The organism is Pedobacter fastidiosus (assembly GCF_014306625.1).
Taxonomy (GTDB): Bacteria; Bacteroidota; Bacteroidia; order Sphingobacteriales; family Sphingobacteriaceae; genus Pedobacter; species Pedobacter fastidiosus.
This window is the reverse complement of sequence record NZ_JACRYL010000001.1, coordinates 410,591-428,699: the sequence shown is the minus strand read 5'-3', so window position 1 is coordinate 428,699 and position 18,109 is coordinate 410,591. Positions and strand designations below refer to the sequence as shown.

The following is an 18,109-nucleotide window of genomic DNA, read 5'->3' as shown; positions in this document are numbered from 1 at the left end:
AGCTTCGACAACTTTTGAGCACTCTGCCAATAAAAGTTGTCAAAGCTTTGGATGCCTGCAAGATTTATCAAAACTTTTAATCTTCTTAGATTGTAAAAATGTAAGAGATTTTTATGTAAAAAAATGTTAAACATCTGCACATTCTAGGCGCTCTATTTATAATTGGATATATTTACATCATCAGTATTTAATTTCCATTTCATGAAGATTTTTAGAATATCGTTTATAATACTTTCTCTTTTATCTGTACTAAACTTTTCTTCATCGGCTCAAACCGATACCATTAGCATTAATTCGCTAATTGCAAAAACCAATAAAGTTTTAAACGACTATCCAGCCGAGAAAATTTACCTCCATTTTGATAAACCGTATTATGCCGTAGCCGATACAGTTTGGTTCAAAGCCTACGTTACCGAGAACCAGAATTTTTTATCGGGAATTAGTAAAATTATTTATGTCGATGTAATTAACCAGCACGATTCCTTAATCCAAACTTTGAAACTTCCAATTGTAGGCGGATTGGCTTATGGCAACTTCCCACTGGATCAAATAAATTATAAACAGGGCAATTATCACATTAGAGCCTACACCTTGTGGATGCTGAACTTTGAAAACCCAGCTTTTTTTAATAAAACTTTCTTCATAGGAGAAGCAATTGATAAAGAACTAAAAACACAGATTTCATACAAAAATACTTCGACTGATAAACAAGAAAAAATTGATGCAAGAGTCCAGTTTAAGGATGCCAACAATAAACCTTATGCTAATAAAAATGTAACCTGGCAGGTTGTTACCAGCTATACCGTAATTGCAAAAGGACGCGGAACAACTGATGCAAATGGGTTTTTAACCATCTCGATGAGCACAGCGCAGAAGGCAGAATATCAATTACAAAAAGGCGAGTTGGTTACAAGTATCAATACAACTGACAAAGATATTGCAAGCACGAGTTTCCAACTTAAAAATGCCATTATTAATAAAGATTTTCAATTCTTCCCAGAGGGTGGAAGTTTAATTGCAGGGCTTACCACCAAAGTTGCATTTAAAGCTATAAAAAGCGATGGACTTGGAATAAGTTCCAAAGGAACTGTAACCGATAATGATGGGAAACAGGTTGCTACTTTTACTGCACAGCATTTAGGGATGGGTTCTTTTCAACTTTTAGCAGAAGCCGGAAAAACATATAAAGCCAGCGTTACTTATGCTGATGGCACTACACAGAACTACAATTTACCAGCCGTTACAGAAAGTGGAATCGGCATTAATATAGACAATAGCAATCCTGATAATATCACTGTAAAAATTGCTTCCAATGATGGCTTCTTTCAGCAAAATCAAGGCAAAAAGTTTTATTTGGTTGCTCAAAGTAAAGGTGTAATCTGTTATGGCGCACAAACTGCTTTATCCAATAAAGAATATACAACGTCTATATTAAAATCTAAATTTCCAGCCCGAATTGCGCAGTTTACTCTATTTACCGAAAACGGGAAACCATTGAGTGAGCGGATTGTATTTGTACAACACAAAACAGGTTTAACAATTGGTGTAACGAGTCCTGTTGCCAGCTATGGAATCAAGAAAAAAGTTAAAATAAATGTTTCGGCAAAAAAAGATGGCGCTCCCGTAGAAGGCAGTTTCTCTGTAGCAGTTATTGATGAAACAAAGGTTCCTTTTAATGATGATGCTTCAAGCACAATTTTAACAGGCTTATTGTTAAGTAGCGATGTTAAAGGTTATGTAGAAAAACCAAATTATTATTTCAATGCACCTGATGCAAAGAAAAACGCCGATCTTGATGTGCTCTTACTTACCCAAGGTTTCCGCAGTTTTGCCTATACCGATGTATTAGCCAATAAGTTGCCCAAAATAGATTTCTTGCCTGAGCAGGGAATTCAGATTGCAGGTATTTTGAGAATGGCGAATGGAATTCCTGTTAGAAAAGGCGCTTTGCTGTTAACCATTCCAGATAAGCGCTTTAATTTAGAAGGCACGACAGATCCAGTTGGGAATTTTAAATTTCAGAATCTGGTTTTCAATGATTCTTCCAAAGTGACCATTTCGGCGAAGTACAATGTAAATTATAAAGCCATGGTGGTTAGTCTTACCGGCTCGCCAGTTCCTGCAATTAGCGGAAATTTTAGCGCCCCCGATGAAGTATTAAACATTGATAGCGCACTAAATACCTATCTTGATAACAGTAAAAGACAATACGCTTATTTACATACTTTGAAAGATGTAGTTATTAAGGCCGCAGCTATCCCGAAGGTAAGTCATAAAGATTATCCGGCACTTTCTGGATTAAGCCAAATGGCCGATCATGAAATTTCTGGCGATCGTTTACAGGGTTGTAATCTGCTGATAAACTGCTTATCAACCATGCTTCCTGGCGTTACCTATATAGATAACATTTTTTATGTAACGAGAGATTATAATGCAGGTGGAAGAATTCCGATGGGGATTTTTATTAACGGAATGAACGTTGATGCCAACCAAATCAACACGCTAAATCCAAATGAAATAGAATCAATTGAAGTATTTTTGAGAGATGAGCTTGGCTTGGTAAATAGAGCAAACAACATTAATGGCGTAATTGTGATCAACCAGAAAAAAGCACCAAAGGGAACCAAAATTTCTAAGGCACAGCTGATGGATATGTTACCAAAAAATTACGAGGTAACTTTCTCTCCACAAGGTTATAGCAAAGAAAAACAATTCTATTCGCCAAAATATGATGCACCAGCAAGCATGAATAGAAATGATTTAAGAACCACTATTTATTGGAATCCGAAGGTAGTTACCGATGCAACCGGAAATTCATCATTCGAGTTCTACAATGCAGACGGACGCGGACAATACAAAGTAATTGTAGAAGGTATTGATGCAAGCGGAAACGTGGGAAGATCTATTTTTAGATATACGGTGAAGTAAAATACTTCGTCATTCTCAGCTTTTAATGGCAATCGCTCTCGCAGGAGTCACTTTAGGTTAATAATTTTGACTATGCTTTATTTCGCATTAAGATTCCCGCATATGCGAGAAAGACGGCGAGGCTGTGCGATTGCGTTCTAAACGCCACGTCATTCGCAGCTTTAACTAGCAATCGCTCCCGCAGGAGTCACTTTGGGATAATTATTTACCATGCTTTTATTTCGCATTAAGATTCCCGCATACGCGAGAATGACGATGTGGCTGTGCGATCCGCCGTTCTCAATGCCACGTCATTCTCAACTTTAACTGGCAATCGCTCCTGCAGGAGTTCCTTGGGAAGAATGATTTAACTCTGCTTTTATTTCGCGTTAAGATTCCCGCATACGCAAGAATGACAATATGGCTGTGCGATCTGCTACCAAGAGATTAGTTAACCTGATGTGGAAGTGGTTCGCCTTTTATACCAGCAAGAATATTTTTAACAATAATTTCTGCCATGGCATTTCTAGTTTCTTGAGTTGCCGAACCAATATGAGGCAACACCGCTACATTTTCCATATTTAACAAAGGATTATCTGCGGACATAGGCTCGGGATTGGTTACGTCTAAACCAGCTCCCCAAATAATACCTTGCTCCAAAGCCTCCGTTAAATCATGCTCATTATGAATACCGCCTCTTGCCGTGTTGATAAAAATAGCTTCTCGCTTCATTTGTTTAAAAACGTCCAGATTAAATTTATCTTTCGTTTCATCTGTTAAAGCGGTATGAATAGACAACACATCACTTTGTGCCAAAAGTTCTTCAAAAGAAACATACTTGGCACCAATTGCTTTTTCAGCTTCCTCATTATTGCTTCGGTTGTGATAAATAACAGGCATTTGGTAAGCTCCAATACATTTTTTCGCCATTTCTAAACCTATTTTTCCCATTCCGAAAATACCAAGGGTTTTTCCATTCAGCTCAATTCCAAGTTCTGGAGTGGGCTCATAATTTTTCCATTCTCCCTTTAAAATTTTCTTGTGCAGATAAAATGCTTTTCTAGATACAGCTAACATTAACAAAAAAGCAGTATCTGCAGTTGCTCCACTTAAAACACCCGGTGTATTGCCAATTGCAATATCCAATTTATTGGCTTCTTTAACATCTACTTGATCAAAACCTACTGAATGTAAAGCGATTACCTTTAAATGTTTACAGGCATTTAAAAAGTCTGCATTAATTTTATTCGGACCTACACTAATTAAACCATCCTGATTTTGACAAGCCTCAATTAATTCTTCCGAAGTGATTTGTCGATTTTCTTTCCACTGCGTTACTTCGATGTTATTTTCTTCCAATTGCTTTAAACCAATTGGCGCTATATTTCCGCTGATAAATACTTTCATCCTGAATTAACAATGTAATTTTTAAGCTGTTTTTAATAATCTGAATTATGATAAAATAGATACATCATCAAAATTAAGGCACCGTAACATTCAATTTTTGAAAAGTATGCGCACTAAAATAACCTAAAGCATTGTTAGAAATGTTAGAGGTTGGATTTGCTGGAGTAGTACCTTGATTTGGCCCACGACCCGATTGCTGACTAAGTGCATACCAATAATCGAAAATGTTGCTATCTATACACTCCATTTCAATACTAATTTTATCACCCGTTTTTAATCCCTTATCATCGTCATCGTTTTCTGAGTAATACAATTGTGTTCGCAGTTTATTCCCATTCGTTAACCGATCGTTGCTTACATAAATGCGCTTCGAAAATAAATCGTTAACATATAAATTGAAGTGATAAAAATTGGTCTCATTTACTGGATCAACCAAATAAGCAGCGGCTATTTTACGTTCATTTCCAAAAAAAGAATTGGTCGTTACGCCAATAGAATCGAGTTTTACATTGTTTGGCATTTTAGAGCTTGCTGTGTAAATTTTGCCATTCACATTAACATTTAGGCTATAAGTATTGCCTGGAATTCCACGCATAGCTTGAACATAAACCCCCGCAGCTTTTTCTATAAAAGTATATTTACTGCCTTTATCATCTGTAACAATAACTGTTGCACCAGAAACCTTCGGGAAAATATTTTGATCACTATATCCTACAGTTTTGGTAATCAAAATCTGCTGATCAGCAAGTTTATCAGTGATCTTACCTTCAATTACAATTTGGGTTTCTGCATTATTAGTATCTACTTCGATAATCTTTTTACAGGAAGCAAATAAGCAACTTAAAATAGAAAAGTATATAATTAATTTCTTCATCTCTAATTAAAATTTAAAATTCCAGGTAACAGAAGGAATTAAACCAAACAATGAGGTTTGCTCTGCAACAGTTCTACTTGGATCTTTTGGGTCATTTATAAACTCTATGGAATACGGATTTTTACGAGCCAATGCATTATAAACTCCAAAGTTCCAGCTGGATTGGAATCTACCCGTATTTTTCCCTTCGAGTGTTGCACTCAAATCTAAACGCATGTTATAGGGCATTCTACCTCCGTTTCGCTCTGTGTAGTAATAGGCAGTTTGATTATTAATAACATATTTTCCTGCCGGAAAAGTAACCGCATTACCTGTACTGTAGATAAAGCTGGAAGAGAATGTCCACCGTTTGTTTAGATTGTAAATACCCACTACAGATATATCGTGGGTTCTATCCTGTCTCGCCGGGAAGTAATTTCCGTTATTCAACGCCGCAAATTTCCGTTCCGTTCGGGATAAGGTATAACCTACCCAACCGTTAAGTTTCCCAAACTTCTTTTTAAAAAACAACTCTAAACCATAAGCTCTGCCCGATCCGTAAAGCAACTCAGATTCTACATTTGAATTGGCCAACAGTTGTGCCGCGTTTTTATAATCGATTTGATTTTGAAGCCATTTATAATACACCTCACCAGAAAATTCATAATTATTTTCGTCTAGATTTTTGAAGTATCCCAAAGCAACCTGATCTGCAATTTCTGGCTTGATGTTGTTGCTGCTCAATACATATTGATCTGTAGGCGAACTCGATGTGGCATTAGTTAAAATGTGGATATTTTGAGTATTGCGATTATAAGATGCTTTAACAGAATTTTCCTCGTTAAATAAATAACTTACCGAAAAGCGAGGCTCCAAATTAAAGTAGTTTTTATAGAATTTTCCGCTAGCAACATTTTCTGTAGAAAGGATATTTCCTGAAGCGCTATACTGACTAAAATTGCCTGGACCTAATAATGAAAATGCAGCCAAACGAACGCCGTAAAGGAAATTAAGTTTATCTGTTACTGCCCATTCATCAGACACATAAGCAGCGGTTTCCAGGCCATAACGTTTCTCTTGTGTTAAGGAATTTACTTGCGATTCTTGACTGGTAGTAATATCAATTGGAGATATACGATGATGTGTAGCATTTAAACCAAAACGAAGGGTATGCTTGTTACTGAAATATTGAAAATCTTCCTTAAAATTAAAATCGCGAACTAAAGATGTTGCCTTGAAATTGGTTACATCATTAAGCAACCGAACCGTGTAATTATAGTTGTTGTAAATTAATGATGTATTAGAAAATAAGCGATCACTAAAAATGTGGTTTAAACGAATGGTTGTCGTTACATTGCCCCAATTGTTCTCGAATAAATCTTTAACTCCTATATTATCCTTCCCAAAGTAACCGGAAATGTAAATGGTATTTTTATCGTTGATTTTATAATTCGCTTTTGCATTAATATCGTAAAAATTTAATGTACTTCCGTTGATAGATGAATCTGGCGAAGCCCTTAAAAATAAGTCAATATAGGTTCTTCGGAAACTCACCATAAAAGAACCTTTATCTTTTACAATTGGTCCCTCGGCTTTTAAACGCGAAGCAATTAAGCCGATTCCGCCCTGAAACTTAAATTCTTTATTGTTTCCATCATCCATTTTAACATCTAAAACAGAAGATAACCGACCGCCGTATTGTGCTGGCATTCCACCTTTGTAAAGGCTTACATCTTTAATGGCATCGGCATTAAATGTAGAAAAGAAACCAAGTAAATGTGACGAGTTGTAAACGACTGCTTCATCTAAAATAATTAGATTTTGATCGGCGGCGCCACCACGAACATAAAAACCTGTGTTTCCTTCGCCTCCCGATTTTACTCCTGGAAGTAACTGAATGGTTTTAAGAATATCTTTTTCGCCCAACAATACTGGAATACTATTCAGCGATTTCATATCTACTCGCTCCAAGCCCATTTGAGCGCTTTTTACATTTTCATTTTTGCGATTATTGGCGCTTACAGTTACTTCTGCTAAATCGTTTGCCGTTTTTAGCTCTTCATTTAACTTGAGATCTTTAGTTAAATTAATGGTCTTATTAATAGAAAGATAACCTGTGTAGCTAATGGTAACGGTATAATTTCCTTCGGCCTGAGTTAAAGCAAAATAACCATAAGCATTTGTCAATGTACCAGCAGTTGTTGCGCCTGTAATTTTAACTGTTGCACCAATTAAGGTTTCGCCAGTTCCGGCATCGCGAATGGTACCACTTAACGTATATTTATTTTGAGCCGAAGCAGAATTTACAAGAAATAATAGTAGAAGAAGAGGAAAGTAATATTTTATGGGCATACCAGCTAAAATCTATTTAAGAGTTGGATTCCAAATGTACAAAATACAATCTCTTTTACGTAAATGAGTTGAAATCTTATCATAAATTCCATTTAAATATGCTCTTTTCGCATTAAAGTTCCTTCCTGCGATCGTTATTCTCGGCGCCTCGTCATTCCCAATCTAATTGGGAATCGTAATGCTTTAGCTATGCTTTTGTTTAAATAAAGGTGTATTAAGATTCCCGCCTGCACGGGAAAGACGAAGTGGCTATGCGATCGTTATTCTCGGTGCTTCGTCAGTCCCAAATTGTTCCGGAAGTTATCGGTAGGGAGTCTTAATGCATTTAAATTTCGTTTTACTATTTCAATTTTATCAACTGAAAATAACTAAAATTATAACCTCCGTTAGTGGTATTAAAACGGACAACTTGCTTACCTGCCTTTAGTGGAATATTCTTTACTTCAAAAACACTAAATTTCTTTAAACCACCAGTATTTGGAATTGAAAGGCCTTTAACTACCGCTTCTTCATCAATTAAAATTGAAAGTTTTCCCTCATTTTGATCAGAAGCAGTACTTAGTTTTAAAGAATAGTTCCCCTTTTTAGCAACTTGAACGGTATATTGTAACCATTCGCCTTTTTCAATACTGTTTACAAAAAACTTATCGCTTTCTAAAGAATCTTTTGCAATGTCTACACCATCATTCCGATATATTCTTCCTTTATTTCCTGCACCTCTTTTGTTGGTTGCTACATGATAATCCGCCGTATCTAAGTCAAAATAGGCTTTTCTATTTCTGCCGAGATCATAATCAACGGCATAAATAATCGTATTATTCTGAATAAGATTTGCTTTGAATGGTGTAGTCGAATCCGTGAAGGGCTGACGGATCATTGCATCAATTACGTCTTTATGAATAATGGTATTTTCTACTTTTGCATCTTTTGCCAACTCCATTAAGCCTTCGTACACATCATTTGCATTTGGTTTTTCTCCGCCATTATTTAAATAATTAACCAAGCTATTGTATTTTGGGTTCGATTTTATTTCCATCGGATTATTAAATCCAATCTTTTTTAATGGCCACCAAGACCAACCGATATTGTTCTTTTCTAAAAGCTCAATCGCATCTGTAAACCAAACGTTAGAATTTTCGCCAGTTTCGCCTAACCAAATCGGAACGTTTTGCTCGTCTCTGGCCTTTAGCATTCCAGCAATGGAAGCCTGATCATTATAGTTCCAATACTTATGATAACTTAAAACCATATTCTTATCCCACAGCGGAAAAATACCATTGTAATTATTGCCCCAACCATTCCCCTCAATTATTATAATGTGTTTCTGATCTACCTCACGAATGGCTTTTGTAATATCAACCATGAGTTTTTTTAAGGGTTCATTTAATTTTTCTTTGGTTCCGTTTTTATCTGCCTCTGGGTTTTGAAAGCCATAGTTTGGCTCATTTAAAATATCATAAGCACCAATATATGGTTCGTTTTTGTATCGTTCCGCAAGCTTAACCCAAAGTGCGATTGTTTTTTCCTTATTGGCCTCACTATTCCAAAGAGAAGGTTTTGAAGCATCTCGATCTGCAATATTAGTATCATTTCCTTGTCCGCCAGGCGCAGCATGTAAATCCAAAATCAAGTACATTTTATTTGCTTTGCACCAAGCGAGGAGACTATCGGTTAATGCAAACCCTTTTTCCAACCATGTATTTTTGCCAGCAATTGGTTCTTTATTAGTTGGTAAAGTATAAAGATTATAATGCATGGGCAAACGAACAGAATTAAATCCCCATCGTTTTAAAGAATCAAGATCTTTTTTGGTGGTGTGATTGGTTAACCAGGCATCGTAAAAGGCCGAAGTTTGCTGAGCGCCAATAAGTTGCTCTATTCGTTCTCGAATTTTATATTGCTGTCCATCTTTATTAATTTTAAGCATATAGCCTTCTTGCAACATCCAGCCACCCAAACCGATTCCGCGAAGTAATACATTTTCTCCTTGTTCGTTTACAATTTGTTTGTCTTTGGCTGTTAAAAAGCTTTGAGAAAAACTATTAAAAGAAACAATGCTGAAGATAAAAAACCACAGAGAGGGTTTTAATTTGAGTTGCGGGATTAACATTTGGGTTAGAGATTTATTTATGCCAAGATAGGTAAACCTAGATGCGGATTTATTCTGTAACTCAAATTTTATGATCCGGAAGATTATAAAAATGAAAGCATTAAGATTCCCGCCTGCGCGGGAAAGACGGCGTGGCTGTGCGATCGCTGTTCTAGGTGCTTAGTTATTCCCAGTTTGTGCAGATAACTATCGGAAAGGAATCGTAGTGCGTTTGAATTATATTTTTTTCGTATGAAGATTTCAACCTACTCTGGAAGGACGAAGTGGCTGTGCGATCGCTGTTCTAAGCGTTTCGTCATTACCAGCTTGTGCAGATAACTATCAGAAGAATGCGCTTTGTAATAAAATTAAGACTCTATTTTTTCAACAAATATGGCTCAACTGCTTTTCTCCAAATTGCATAGCCTTTAGCATTCATGTGCAACAGATCTCCAACAAATAACTCGGGTCTTAAATTGCCATCTTTAGTAAGCATTAGTGGAAATACATTTATAAAAACCGTGTTTTTTTCGCCTTCCAAAAACCTCTTGATTAATAGATTTGAAGCCACAGCTTTTTCTTGAAACTTCGCTCTGCTTGGGCTAGGTTTAATGGAAATATAAGCAATTGGTACATTCGGCAGTTTAGCTCTAATTGATTGATAAAGCCTAACCGTTCTATTTAAAACGCTATCTGCCGTAGTTTTTTCATCTGGCAAATCATTTTCGCCAACATAAATTACAATTTGGCGAGGTTGATAAGGAAATACTAAATCATTTAAATAAAAGGTAATATCATTGGTTACTGCGCCACCAATTCCTCTGTTTAAAGCATTGTATTTTGCAAAAACCTGAGTTAAATCATCCCATTTCCGAATGGATGAACTGCCAATAAATAAAACAGGATTTACTGGAGGTTTAAACATTTTATCGTAATTCTTGATGGTTTGTACATCATCCCAAAAATTGGGTTTATTTTGAGCAAACGAGTTAATAAAAACCAGCTGGAAAAGTATAAAAGCTAAAAGATATTTTTTCATTTTTATTTTATGTTATGGAGCGCATACGTTTGAAATTAATAATTTTTAATCTAAATATTGTTTACTTAAAAAACCTATCAAATATTCAATTTCTGATGTAAACTGTTCAAAAAGATTGTTCCCTTTCAATTCTTCCAGTGTTTCTACTTTCTCAATTTCGGCAGCAATTTTAGATAGCTTTGTTAAACCTGCAGAAACAGATGTACCATAAACTTTGTGCCCTAATAAATTAATACTTTCTAGGTTTTTATCAGAGATATCGATTCCTAAAAGTGCAACAGATTCTTTAAGTTGGCCAATTGTTAAAGTAACTATTTTCTTGAGCTTATCGGCATTTTGGCCATAATAACTTCTTAATCTTCCTGGGTCGAAATGGGCATCATCATTGGCTTGAAACTGAAGTGTAGTTGCTTTTTCTTCCTCTCCCTTAAGCAACCATTTGTTTAAAACTTGCCCAATGGTATCTTCCATTATGGGTTTGGTAATAAAATCATCCATTCCAGCATCCAAACACTTCTCCTTTTCGCCCATTACATTACCTGCGGTAATGGCAATAATGGGTGTCTTCTTAGCATCTATTTTTCTAATTTCTCCAGTGGTTTCATAGCCGTTCATAATTGGCATCTGGATATCCATAAAAATTAAATCGGGGGCTTCTGAAGAAAAAAGTTTTAATCCCTCTAAACCGTTTTTAGCTTCAATAATCTTGTTTCCCGGAGAAATGTTATCGATTAGCGTTTTAGTTAAAAATCGGTTAACCTCGTTATCTTCCACAATCATTATTTTGCGTGGATTGGCTTCTGGCAGCATAAAGGTTGATTCATTTTCTTCCACTTTAATTTCTGCCTTTGTTTGATGAAGTCTACTTAAAATCCTATAAATATCGGGCATTTTAATTGGCTTAACCAAACGGTGATTCACCTGTAAATCCTGACAAGATTTAATCAAAGTTCCATCATCAGATGAGCTGTGTAAGAGAATGATTGGTTGCTTTTCATGCGTATTAAAAAAGCTGTTTCTAATTTTAGAAATCGTTTCCAAACCATCCATGTAAGGCATATGATAATCCATTAAAATAGCATCGTAACGTTTACCTTCCGATAAAAACTGAAGTGCTTCGAAACCACTTTTTGCCTCATCAGTTTTTATATTTTTCAGTAAAAGAATCTGGTTTAAAATGGTTCTATTGTTATCGTTATCATCAACAATAAGTACGCTCTTGATACTTTCTAAATTTTGCCATTCAATTTCCGGTCCGTTTTCTGCCTTTAACAAAACATCAAAGTAAAATGTACTGCCAACATCAGGCGTACTTTTCAACTTCAAACGACTATTCATCATTCGTAATAATTTATTCGAAATGGTTAAACCCAAACCCGTTCCGCCATATTTTTTTGTTGTAGAAGAATCTTCCTGCGCAAAAGCTTCGAATATTTTCTCCTGCTTATCAGGCTTAATTCCAATTCCGGTATCTCGAATACTAAACCTCAATAAATTATTTTCTTCATCCTGATTTAAAGATTCAATTTTTAATTCAATCTCCCCGGTTTCGGTAAATTTAGATGCGTTGCCTAAAAGGTTAATTAAAATCTGCTTTAGCCTAACAGAATCTGCCCAAACAAACCGAGGTAAATCTGGCGAGATATTTAACAACATTTCTAAGTTTTTTGCCTGAATTTGATAGGTTGTAATATCCGTTGCCTGAGATGCAATTTCATACAGATCACATTTATCAATATCGAGTTCGAACTTGCCAGCCTCTATTTTAGAGAAATCCAAAATATCATTTATAATGCTTAATAATGCATTAGCAGATTGATTTACGATGGTAAGATATTGCAGTTGCGTTTCGTTTAACTTAGTTTTTAAAACTAAATCCGTAAAGCCGATTACGCCATTTAATGGTGTACGAATTTCGTGACTCATATTGGCCAAAAATTCAGATTTGGCTACATTGGCTTGATCTGCTTGGATTTTTGCAATTTTAAGTTCTTCTCGCTGGTTTACCAAAGGCGAAATGTCTTGGGTAAACATCATCATGCCTCCAATATTTCCATCCAATTGATACCATGGGCGCATTTCCCAGGTGATGTAATGTGCCACCCCAGTTTCAGGATTTGTAAAAATATCTTCTTCCCTTCGATCTACTTTCCCGGCAAGAATTTTTACATGCCTTAATTTCCTTCCTTCATCCAAATTTGGAAATACCTCGTAATGAGAGGCTCCAATTACTTTTTTGCCTTGCAATTTATAATCTTCCATCCATTTTTGGCTAACCGCCAAATAGATCATATTATTATCAAGCATGGCGACCGCAGCCGGTGTATGTTCAATAAAGGCTAAGAGCCTGGCTTTTTCTAGGGCTAAATCTTTTTCAATCTCTTTTCTTTTGGTGATATCGGTAGAAATACCCAAATAACCAATTACATTACCCTCCTCATCCTTTATAGCGGTCGCATCAATAGAAACTGTTAATCTCGACTTATCCTTTTTGATAAATGTCCAATCGTTTTTTTCTGATTTACTTGTGTTTGCATAACCAATTAAAACACCAAAACCTTCAACTTTGTAGCCAAGTTCTGCACTTAATTTATTACCATAAGAAATCATCTCATTTTGATCGTGAATAATGGCGGGTGTATGCTTACCAATCATTTCCTTACAATCGTAACCCAACATTTTTTCGGCACCTTTGTTAAAAACGGTAATTAATCCATTAATATCGGTCGCAATAATGGCCACTTCAGATGCTGCATTTAAAACATCATCTAACAGTTTTTTAGATTCGTTTCTAGCAATGTCTGCCTTTTTATATTCGTCAATATCTTGAAACGTTCCGTAAGCACGAACACATTTACCATCAACAAAATCGCAATTACCCAAAGATCGAACCCAAAGCTCCTTACCCTTGGCCGTAATTACCTGCAATTCCAAATCCCATTCTGGGCCATTTTGAATCGAAGAATCTATCGCTTCTTTTATTTTAATCCGACTTTCGCCTTCTTTATAAAAATTAATTGCTGTAGCTAATTCTGGAACGTAATCTGGCTCAACTTCATGAATTTGCTTGGTCATGGCTGTCCAGTAAAGTTTATTCTTTACTAAATCCAGTTCCCAACCCCCAACTCTCGCAACGGTATTGGTTTGTTCCAAAACATCTTTGGTATGTTTTAGATCGATTTCTAAATTATATTGTTCGGTAATGTCTACAGCATTTCCAATTACGTAAGCTTCACCATTTATATCCTGCTCCAATACATTAGAAAACATCCAAATTCGTTTTGCACCTTGCTTGGTATTGGTAATCATTTGGCCACGAACATGACCAACATTTTTTATTTCGGCTAAGTAAGCTTGTAGAAAATCATGGCGTTCTTTTGGAACAATATTGAACAACCCTTTTTTATCGAGTTCATTTTTTGTGTAGCCCAAAATTTTAGCGCCAGCACTATTTACCGAGATAAAATTCCCTTCCAAATCGTGTGTACACATTAAACCCTGAGAGTTTTCGAAAAAAGTTTTAAACTTTTGCTCGCTGGTAAGTAAAAGCTGTTGCTGCTCTATCTCTACCGAAATATCACGGCCGATGGCAAAAATATTATTGGTTCCCTCTTCTATCGTAGCAACCCAATGAACCGTTTTATAGGTATCGCCTTTGGTTTTAAAACGATGGGTAAAGCTGATGCCTTTATTGTTTTCGCGAAGATTCCCCAGTTTACTTTTGGTAAGTGCTAAATCATCAGGGTGGATATAATCATAGAAGGATTTCCCCAGTATTTTATCATGATCCCAGCCTAGAACTTTTTCAAAGCTTGGATTAATCTTTTTCAGTTTTCCATTTATATCCGCAACGCAGATTAAATCATCAGATAATTGAAAAAGCCTTGCAAAATTTTTAAGTTCTTCCTTCTCGCGTCGCTCAACAATTAAAGAAATAGTTTCTCGGGCTAAAAGTTCGAGCGCTTCTTTTTGGTTATCGGTTAAAACTTTCGGTTTACTATCGATTACACATAATGTTCCCAATGCAAATCCGTTTGGATCTATTAGTGGAAAACCTGCGTAAAACCGAATATTAGGATCTCCAGTAACCAGAAGATTATCGTGGAAGCGATCATCTAAAACAGCATTTTCAACCTCCATAATTCGATCATCCAAAATCGTATATCTGCAAAAGGCTAAATTTCTGGGTGTTTCAGAAACATCTAAACCAACTCTAGATTTAAACCACTGGCGTTTTTCATCAACAAGGGAAATCAAAGAAATATCCGTCTCACAAATAATGGAGGCCAATCTGGTAATTCTATCAAATTCTTTTTCACTTAACGAATCTAGTACTTCATAGCCCTTTAACGCAGCTACTCTTTCTATTTCATTTTTATTCATTTACTCGGTAATAAGATAATAGGGGATAATTCTTGCAAGATACTTTGATAATTATTTACACCACATTTTGTGTCGATGTTTAATAGAGCTAATTGAAGTAAAATTTAAAATTGCTTGCTAAGTAGAAGCAATTAACTACAATTTAATTAAAATAAAAAAGGTTGATGCATAAATACACCAACCCTTGTAGAAACGAATTTTTTCAGCTATCAGTTTTCAATAAGCTTATTACTTATATTTTCTGTTAAGCGTTTAATTTTCAGATAGCTGCCTAAAGAATTCCCCTTTTTGTCGAAGAGAATTTCCAAATGACCTTTTGTTGCCTTTAGATTAAATTTCTCGCTTCCGTTAAGGTTTACAAAAAGATCTATATTTTGATCTAAAGGCAAATCGTTATGTAAAGTGCTATCTAGATATTTTTCCAGTTTTGCTGTTTTTTCTTCTGGATAATCAGCCTTAAAAACTAATTTGAAGTTCGAATCCATTGTAGAAACCGATAAACGATCCGCACTGCCATTACAGCCAAAGCTTAATGGAATAAATATGGTTGCGATTAAATAGATTAATTTGTTCATTTTTTTAATTATTAGGTTTATGATTAATTGCCTCCAGCTCTATTTTTAATATCATCGGTAGCAGTATTTCTTGATCTTGCAGATTTTACATTCTGGTTTCCAAAACTATAGCTCACACTAAAATTTGCTCTTCTGCTTGTGTATTTATTAACCACATTCATGTTAATATTTTGGTAAACCAACTTCCCTTCCCATCGATTGGTTAATAAAATATCATCCATATTTAACCTAAGCTTAAGCTTTTTATTTAACATGCTTTTTTGAATTCCTGCGTTTAAAGCATATTGATAGATTGTTGTTTGTTCTACTCCAGAAATTCGTGGAGAATTTAACCAGAAACTCACTTCAAGCAAAACATTGCCAGGTAAGGTAAAAGAGTTAGAATTATATAAATTTACAGCTACTTTACTTGCGTTGTAAGCTGCACCTTCAATGTTTCCATCTTCAAACTTATTATAGAAAATGCTGATGTTATTTTGCAGGCTCCACCAGTTTGTAATTTTTACAGGGTAATTTAAATCGGCAGAGTAGTTTTGAAATCTACCAAAATTCTCTCTGATTACGCTAATGACACGAGTTGCATCATCCTGTTTGCTAATCTGCGTAATCATATCTCGGGTATCAGAATAGCTTAAACTTATCGATGCTTCTTTATAACTGTAACTTACCTCGTAGTTGGTTGTAAATTGGGGTTTCAAATACGGATTTCCTTGATCTACAGCCAATGGGTCCATATAAAAAACGAAAGGATTTAGCTGTTGATAATTTGGTCTATCTACCCTTCTGCCATAAGAATAGCGGATGTTATTATTTTCGTTTAATTTTTGATTTACAAAGATTGTAGGAAAAAGCGATACATAATTTCGATCTACTTCTTTATTATCGGTGATTGAGTTCCCATTAGAGTGTGTTTGCTCTGCCCTTAATCCCAATTGAATTTGCCAAACCTTCCATTCTTTCGAAAAATTAGCATAAACTGCGTTAATGTTTTCTTTGTAAACAAAATTATTGGATTTACCCAAATCGTTTTGCCAAACCCCAGAAACAAATTGTTCTGAAAGGAAATCGTTGTTGGTTACAACATAGCTACTTTTTAAACCCGTTTCTATTTTCATGGTTTTGGATAAAGGCAATGTAAAGTCTGTTTTTGCAGCATAAACATTAATCTTTGCATCCGTAATATTCCTTAAGCTGGTTTTGTTGGTCGAACTGCCTGACGCATTCAAATAGTTTGCCAAAAAGTTTTCATCTTTCTTATTGCTGAAACCAGAATAATCTACATCGAAAGTTAAACTTTTACCATCCTTATTATAATCGTGTTTCATATTAAAGTTTGCCGTTAAATTACTCGCCGGCGAACTTGAATTTGCATCTTGTAATATGTAACTTAAGCTAGCGCTTCCATTTTGAACTGCATTGATATTTGTATTGCTAAAATTGGTCAGTTTTGTATTTACGGTATTCGCATCAACCATTACACCAAAAACTGTCTTTTCTGATGCATAATAATCTGCTCCCAATTTTCCTTGAAAACCTACTCCTTTATTTTTACGATCGAAATTTTGGGTTAATGAACTTGCCAAACCGTTTGATAATGTTGTTCTATTTAAATATGTATTGTTGAAATTCGATTTCCTAGCTATTGCTCCGTTTCCAAAAATATTCCATTTTCCTTCTCTATGATTTAGGTTTAAATTTAATCCACCCCGGTATAAATCGCTTGGCGAATCTGGCATAATTCCTTGTCCGCCGTTAAAAGAAACCGTACCGTTTGTACCATAGGCTTTATTTCTTTTCAGTTTTATATTTATAATTCCAGCGTTTCCAGCTGCATCATATTTTGAAGATGGATTGGTAATCAATTCAATTGTAGAAATTTGATCACTGCTCATATTGCTTAGCAAAGTGGTTACATCTGCGCCTGAAAGAAAATTTGTTTTCCCATCAATCATTACCATAACACCCGATTTGTTATTCAACTTTATTTGATCGTTTTGTCGATCAATCTGTACGCCCGGCGCTTTCTCCAAAACCTCTAAAGCCGTGCTTCCTGAAGCAGTAATGCTATTTTCGACATTCAAAACGGTTTTATCAATTTGATGTTCGATAAAAGGTTTTCTTCCTGATACACTTACTTCTTTAAGTTGTTTCGAGCTACTTTCTATCGTTATGTTTGGCAATACTAAATCACTCGAAATTGAAAATTTATCTGTTTTCTTGTTTTTGAATCCCATCATGGAAATGGAGAGTATATAATCTCCATTTTTTATCTGATCAAAAGCAAATGTTCCATCAGGCGTTGTCGCAATACTTTTAACTAGAACAGTATCTGGAAAAGTTAAAACTCTTACGATTGCAAAAGGCACAACCTCCGCTTTTTCATCTACGATTTTACCGGAGATTTTGTTCAATTTTTGGGCAAAGGAAACCCCACACACCAAAAGGCACGCAATTAGCATTAATAACTTTTTCATGATTTTGTTGGGTTAAGCTTTAATCGTCAT

At 35.4% G+C, this 18,109-nt stretch carries 9 protein-coding genes; 1 reads left to right on the top strand and 8 read right to left on the bottom strand.

Annotated elements, in window-relative coordinates; genetic code table 11:
- Positions 1-201: 201 nt before the first annotated feature.
- The gene (locus H7U22_RS01780; RefSeq protein WP_222621775.1) at positions 202-2,928 is read left to right on the top strand and encodes an alpha-2-macroglobulin family protein; all 2,727 of its coding nucleotides are present in this window, start codon (positions 202-204) and stop codon (positions 2,926-2,928) included.
- A 426-nt stretch (positions 2,929-3,354) separates the two neighbouring features.
- On the opposite strand, the gene H7U22_RS01775 is transcribed toward H7U22_RS01780, so the two are convergent.
- The 8 genes from H7U22_RS01775 to H7U22_RS01740 form a co-directional block, all read right to left on the bottom strand.
- Positions 3,355-4,314 carry a 2-hydroxyacid dehydrogenase gene (locus H7U22_RS01775; RefSeq protein WP_187069619.1) on the bottom strand — a complete coding sequence of 320 codons (960 nt, stop codon included), beginning with the start codon at positions 4,312-4,314 and terminating at the stop codon, positions 3,355-3,357.
- Between the two features lie 73 nt (positions 4,315-4,387).
- Positions 4,388-5,188 (bottom strand): DUF4249 domain-containing protein, encoded by an 801-nt coding sequence (locus H7U22_RS01770; RefSeq protein WP_187069618.1) that lies wholly within the window; start codon positions 5,186-5,188, stop codon positions 4,388-4,390.
- Positions 5,189-5,194: 6 nt separating this feature from the next.
- Positions 5,195-7,519: a TonB-dependent receptor gene (locus H7U22_RS01765; protein WP_187069617.1), complete on the bottom strand. Its 2,325-nt coding sequence runs from the start codon at positions 7,517-7,519 to the stop codon at positions 5,195-5,197.
- A gap of 340 nt (positions 7,520-7,859) precedes the next feature.
- Positions 7,860-9,629, bottom strand: a complete 1,770-nt coding sequence (locus H7U22_RS01760) for a cellulase family glycosylhydrolase (protein ID WP_187069616.1) — start codon at positions 9,627-9,629, stop codon at positions 7,860-7,862.
- Positions 9,630-9,984: 355 nt separating this feature from the next.
- Positions 9,985-10,647, bottom strand: coding sequence for a GDSL-type esterase/lipase family protein (locus H7U22_RS01755; protein WP_187069615.1), 663 nt, complete (start codon positions 10,645-10,647; stop codon positions 9,985-9,987).
- A 45-nt stretch (positions 10,648-10,692) separates the two neighbouring features.
- Complete coding sequence (locus tag H7U22_RS01750) at positions 10,693-15,030, bottom strand: PAS domain S-box protein (RefSeq protein WP_187069614.1); 4,338 nt, start codon at positions 15,028-15,030, stop codon at positions 10,693-10,695.
- Between the two features lie 209 nt (positions 15,031-15,239).
- Positions 15,240-15,605 (bottom strand): hypothetical protein, encoded by a 366-nt coding sequence (locus tag H7U22_RS01745; RefSeq protein WP_187069613.1) that lies wholly within the window; start codon positions 15,603-15,605, stop codon positions 15,240-15,242.
- A gap of 23 nt (positions 15,606-15,628) precedes the next feature.
- Complete coding sequence (locus H7U22_RS01740) at positions 15,629-18,079, bottom strand: outer membrane beta-barrel family protein (protein WP_187069612.1); 2,451 nt, start codon at positions 18,077-18,079, stop codon at positions 15,629-15,631.
- Positions 18,080-18,109 lie beyond the last annotated feature (30 nt).

Bases quoted from the DNA above. Each gene is read 5' to 3' on its own strand.
- H7U22_RS01780 (WP_222621775.1), top strand. From the start codon at position 202: ATGAAGATTTTTAGAATATCGTTTATAATACTTTCTCTTTTATCTGTA.
- H7U22_RS01775 (WP_187069619.1), bottom strand. From the start codon at position 4,314: ATGAAAGTATTTATCAGCGGAAATATAGCGCCAATTGGTTTAAAGCAA.
- H7U22_RS01770 (WP_187069618.1), bottom strand. From the start codon at position 5,188: ATGAAGAAATTAATTATATACTTTTCTATTTTAAGTTGCTTATTTGCT.
- H7U22_RS01765 (WP_187069617.1), bottom strand. From the start codon at position 7,519: ATGCCCATAAAATATTACTTTCCTCTTCTTCTACTATTATTTCTTGTA.
- H7U22_RS01760 (WP_187069616.1), bottom strand. From the start codon at position 9,629: ATGTTAATCCCGCAACTCAAATTAAAACCCTCTCTGTGGTTTTTTATC.
- H7U22_RS01755 (WP_187069615.1), bottom strand. From the start codon at position 10,647: ATGAAAAAATATCTTTTAGCTTTTATACTTTTCCAGCTGGTTTTTATT.
- H7U22_RS01750 (WP_187069614.1), bottom strand. From the start codon at position 15,030: ATGAATAAAAATGAAATAGAAAGAGTAGCTGCGTTAAAGGGCTATGAA.
- H7U22_RS01745 (WP_187069613.1), bottom strand. From the start codon at position 15,605: ATGAACAAATTAATCTATTTAATCGCAACCATATTTATTCCATTAAGC.
- H7U22_RS01740 (WP_187069612.1), bottom strand. From the start codon at position 18,079: ATGAAAAAGTTATTAATGCTAATTGCGTGCCTTTTGGTGTGTGGGGTT.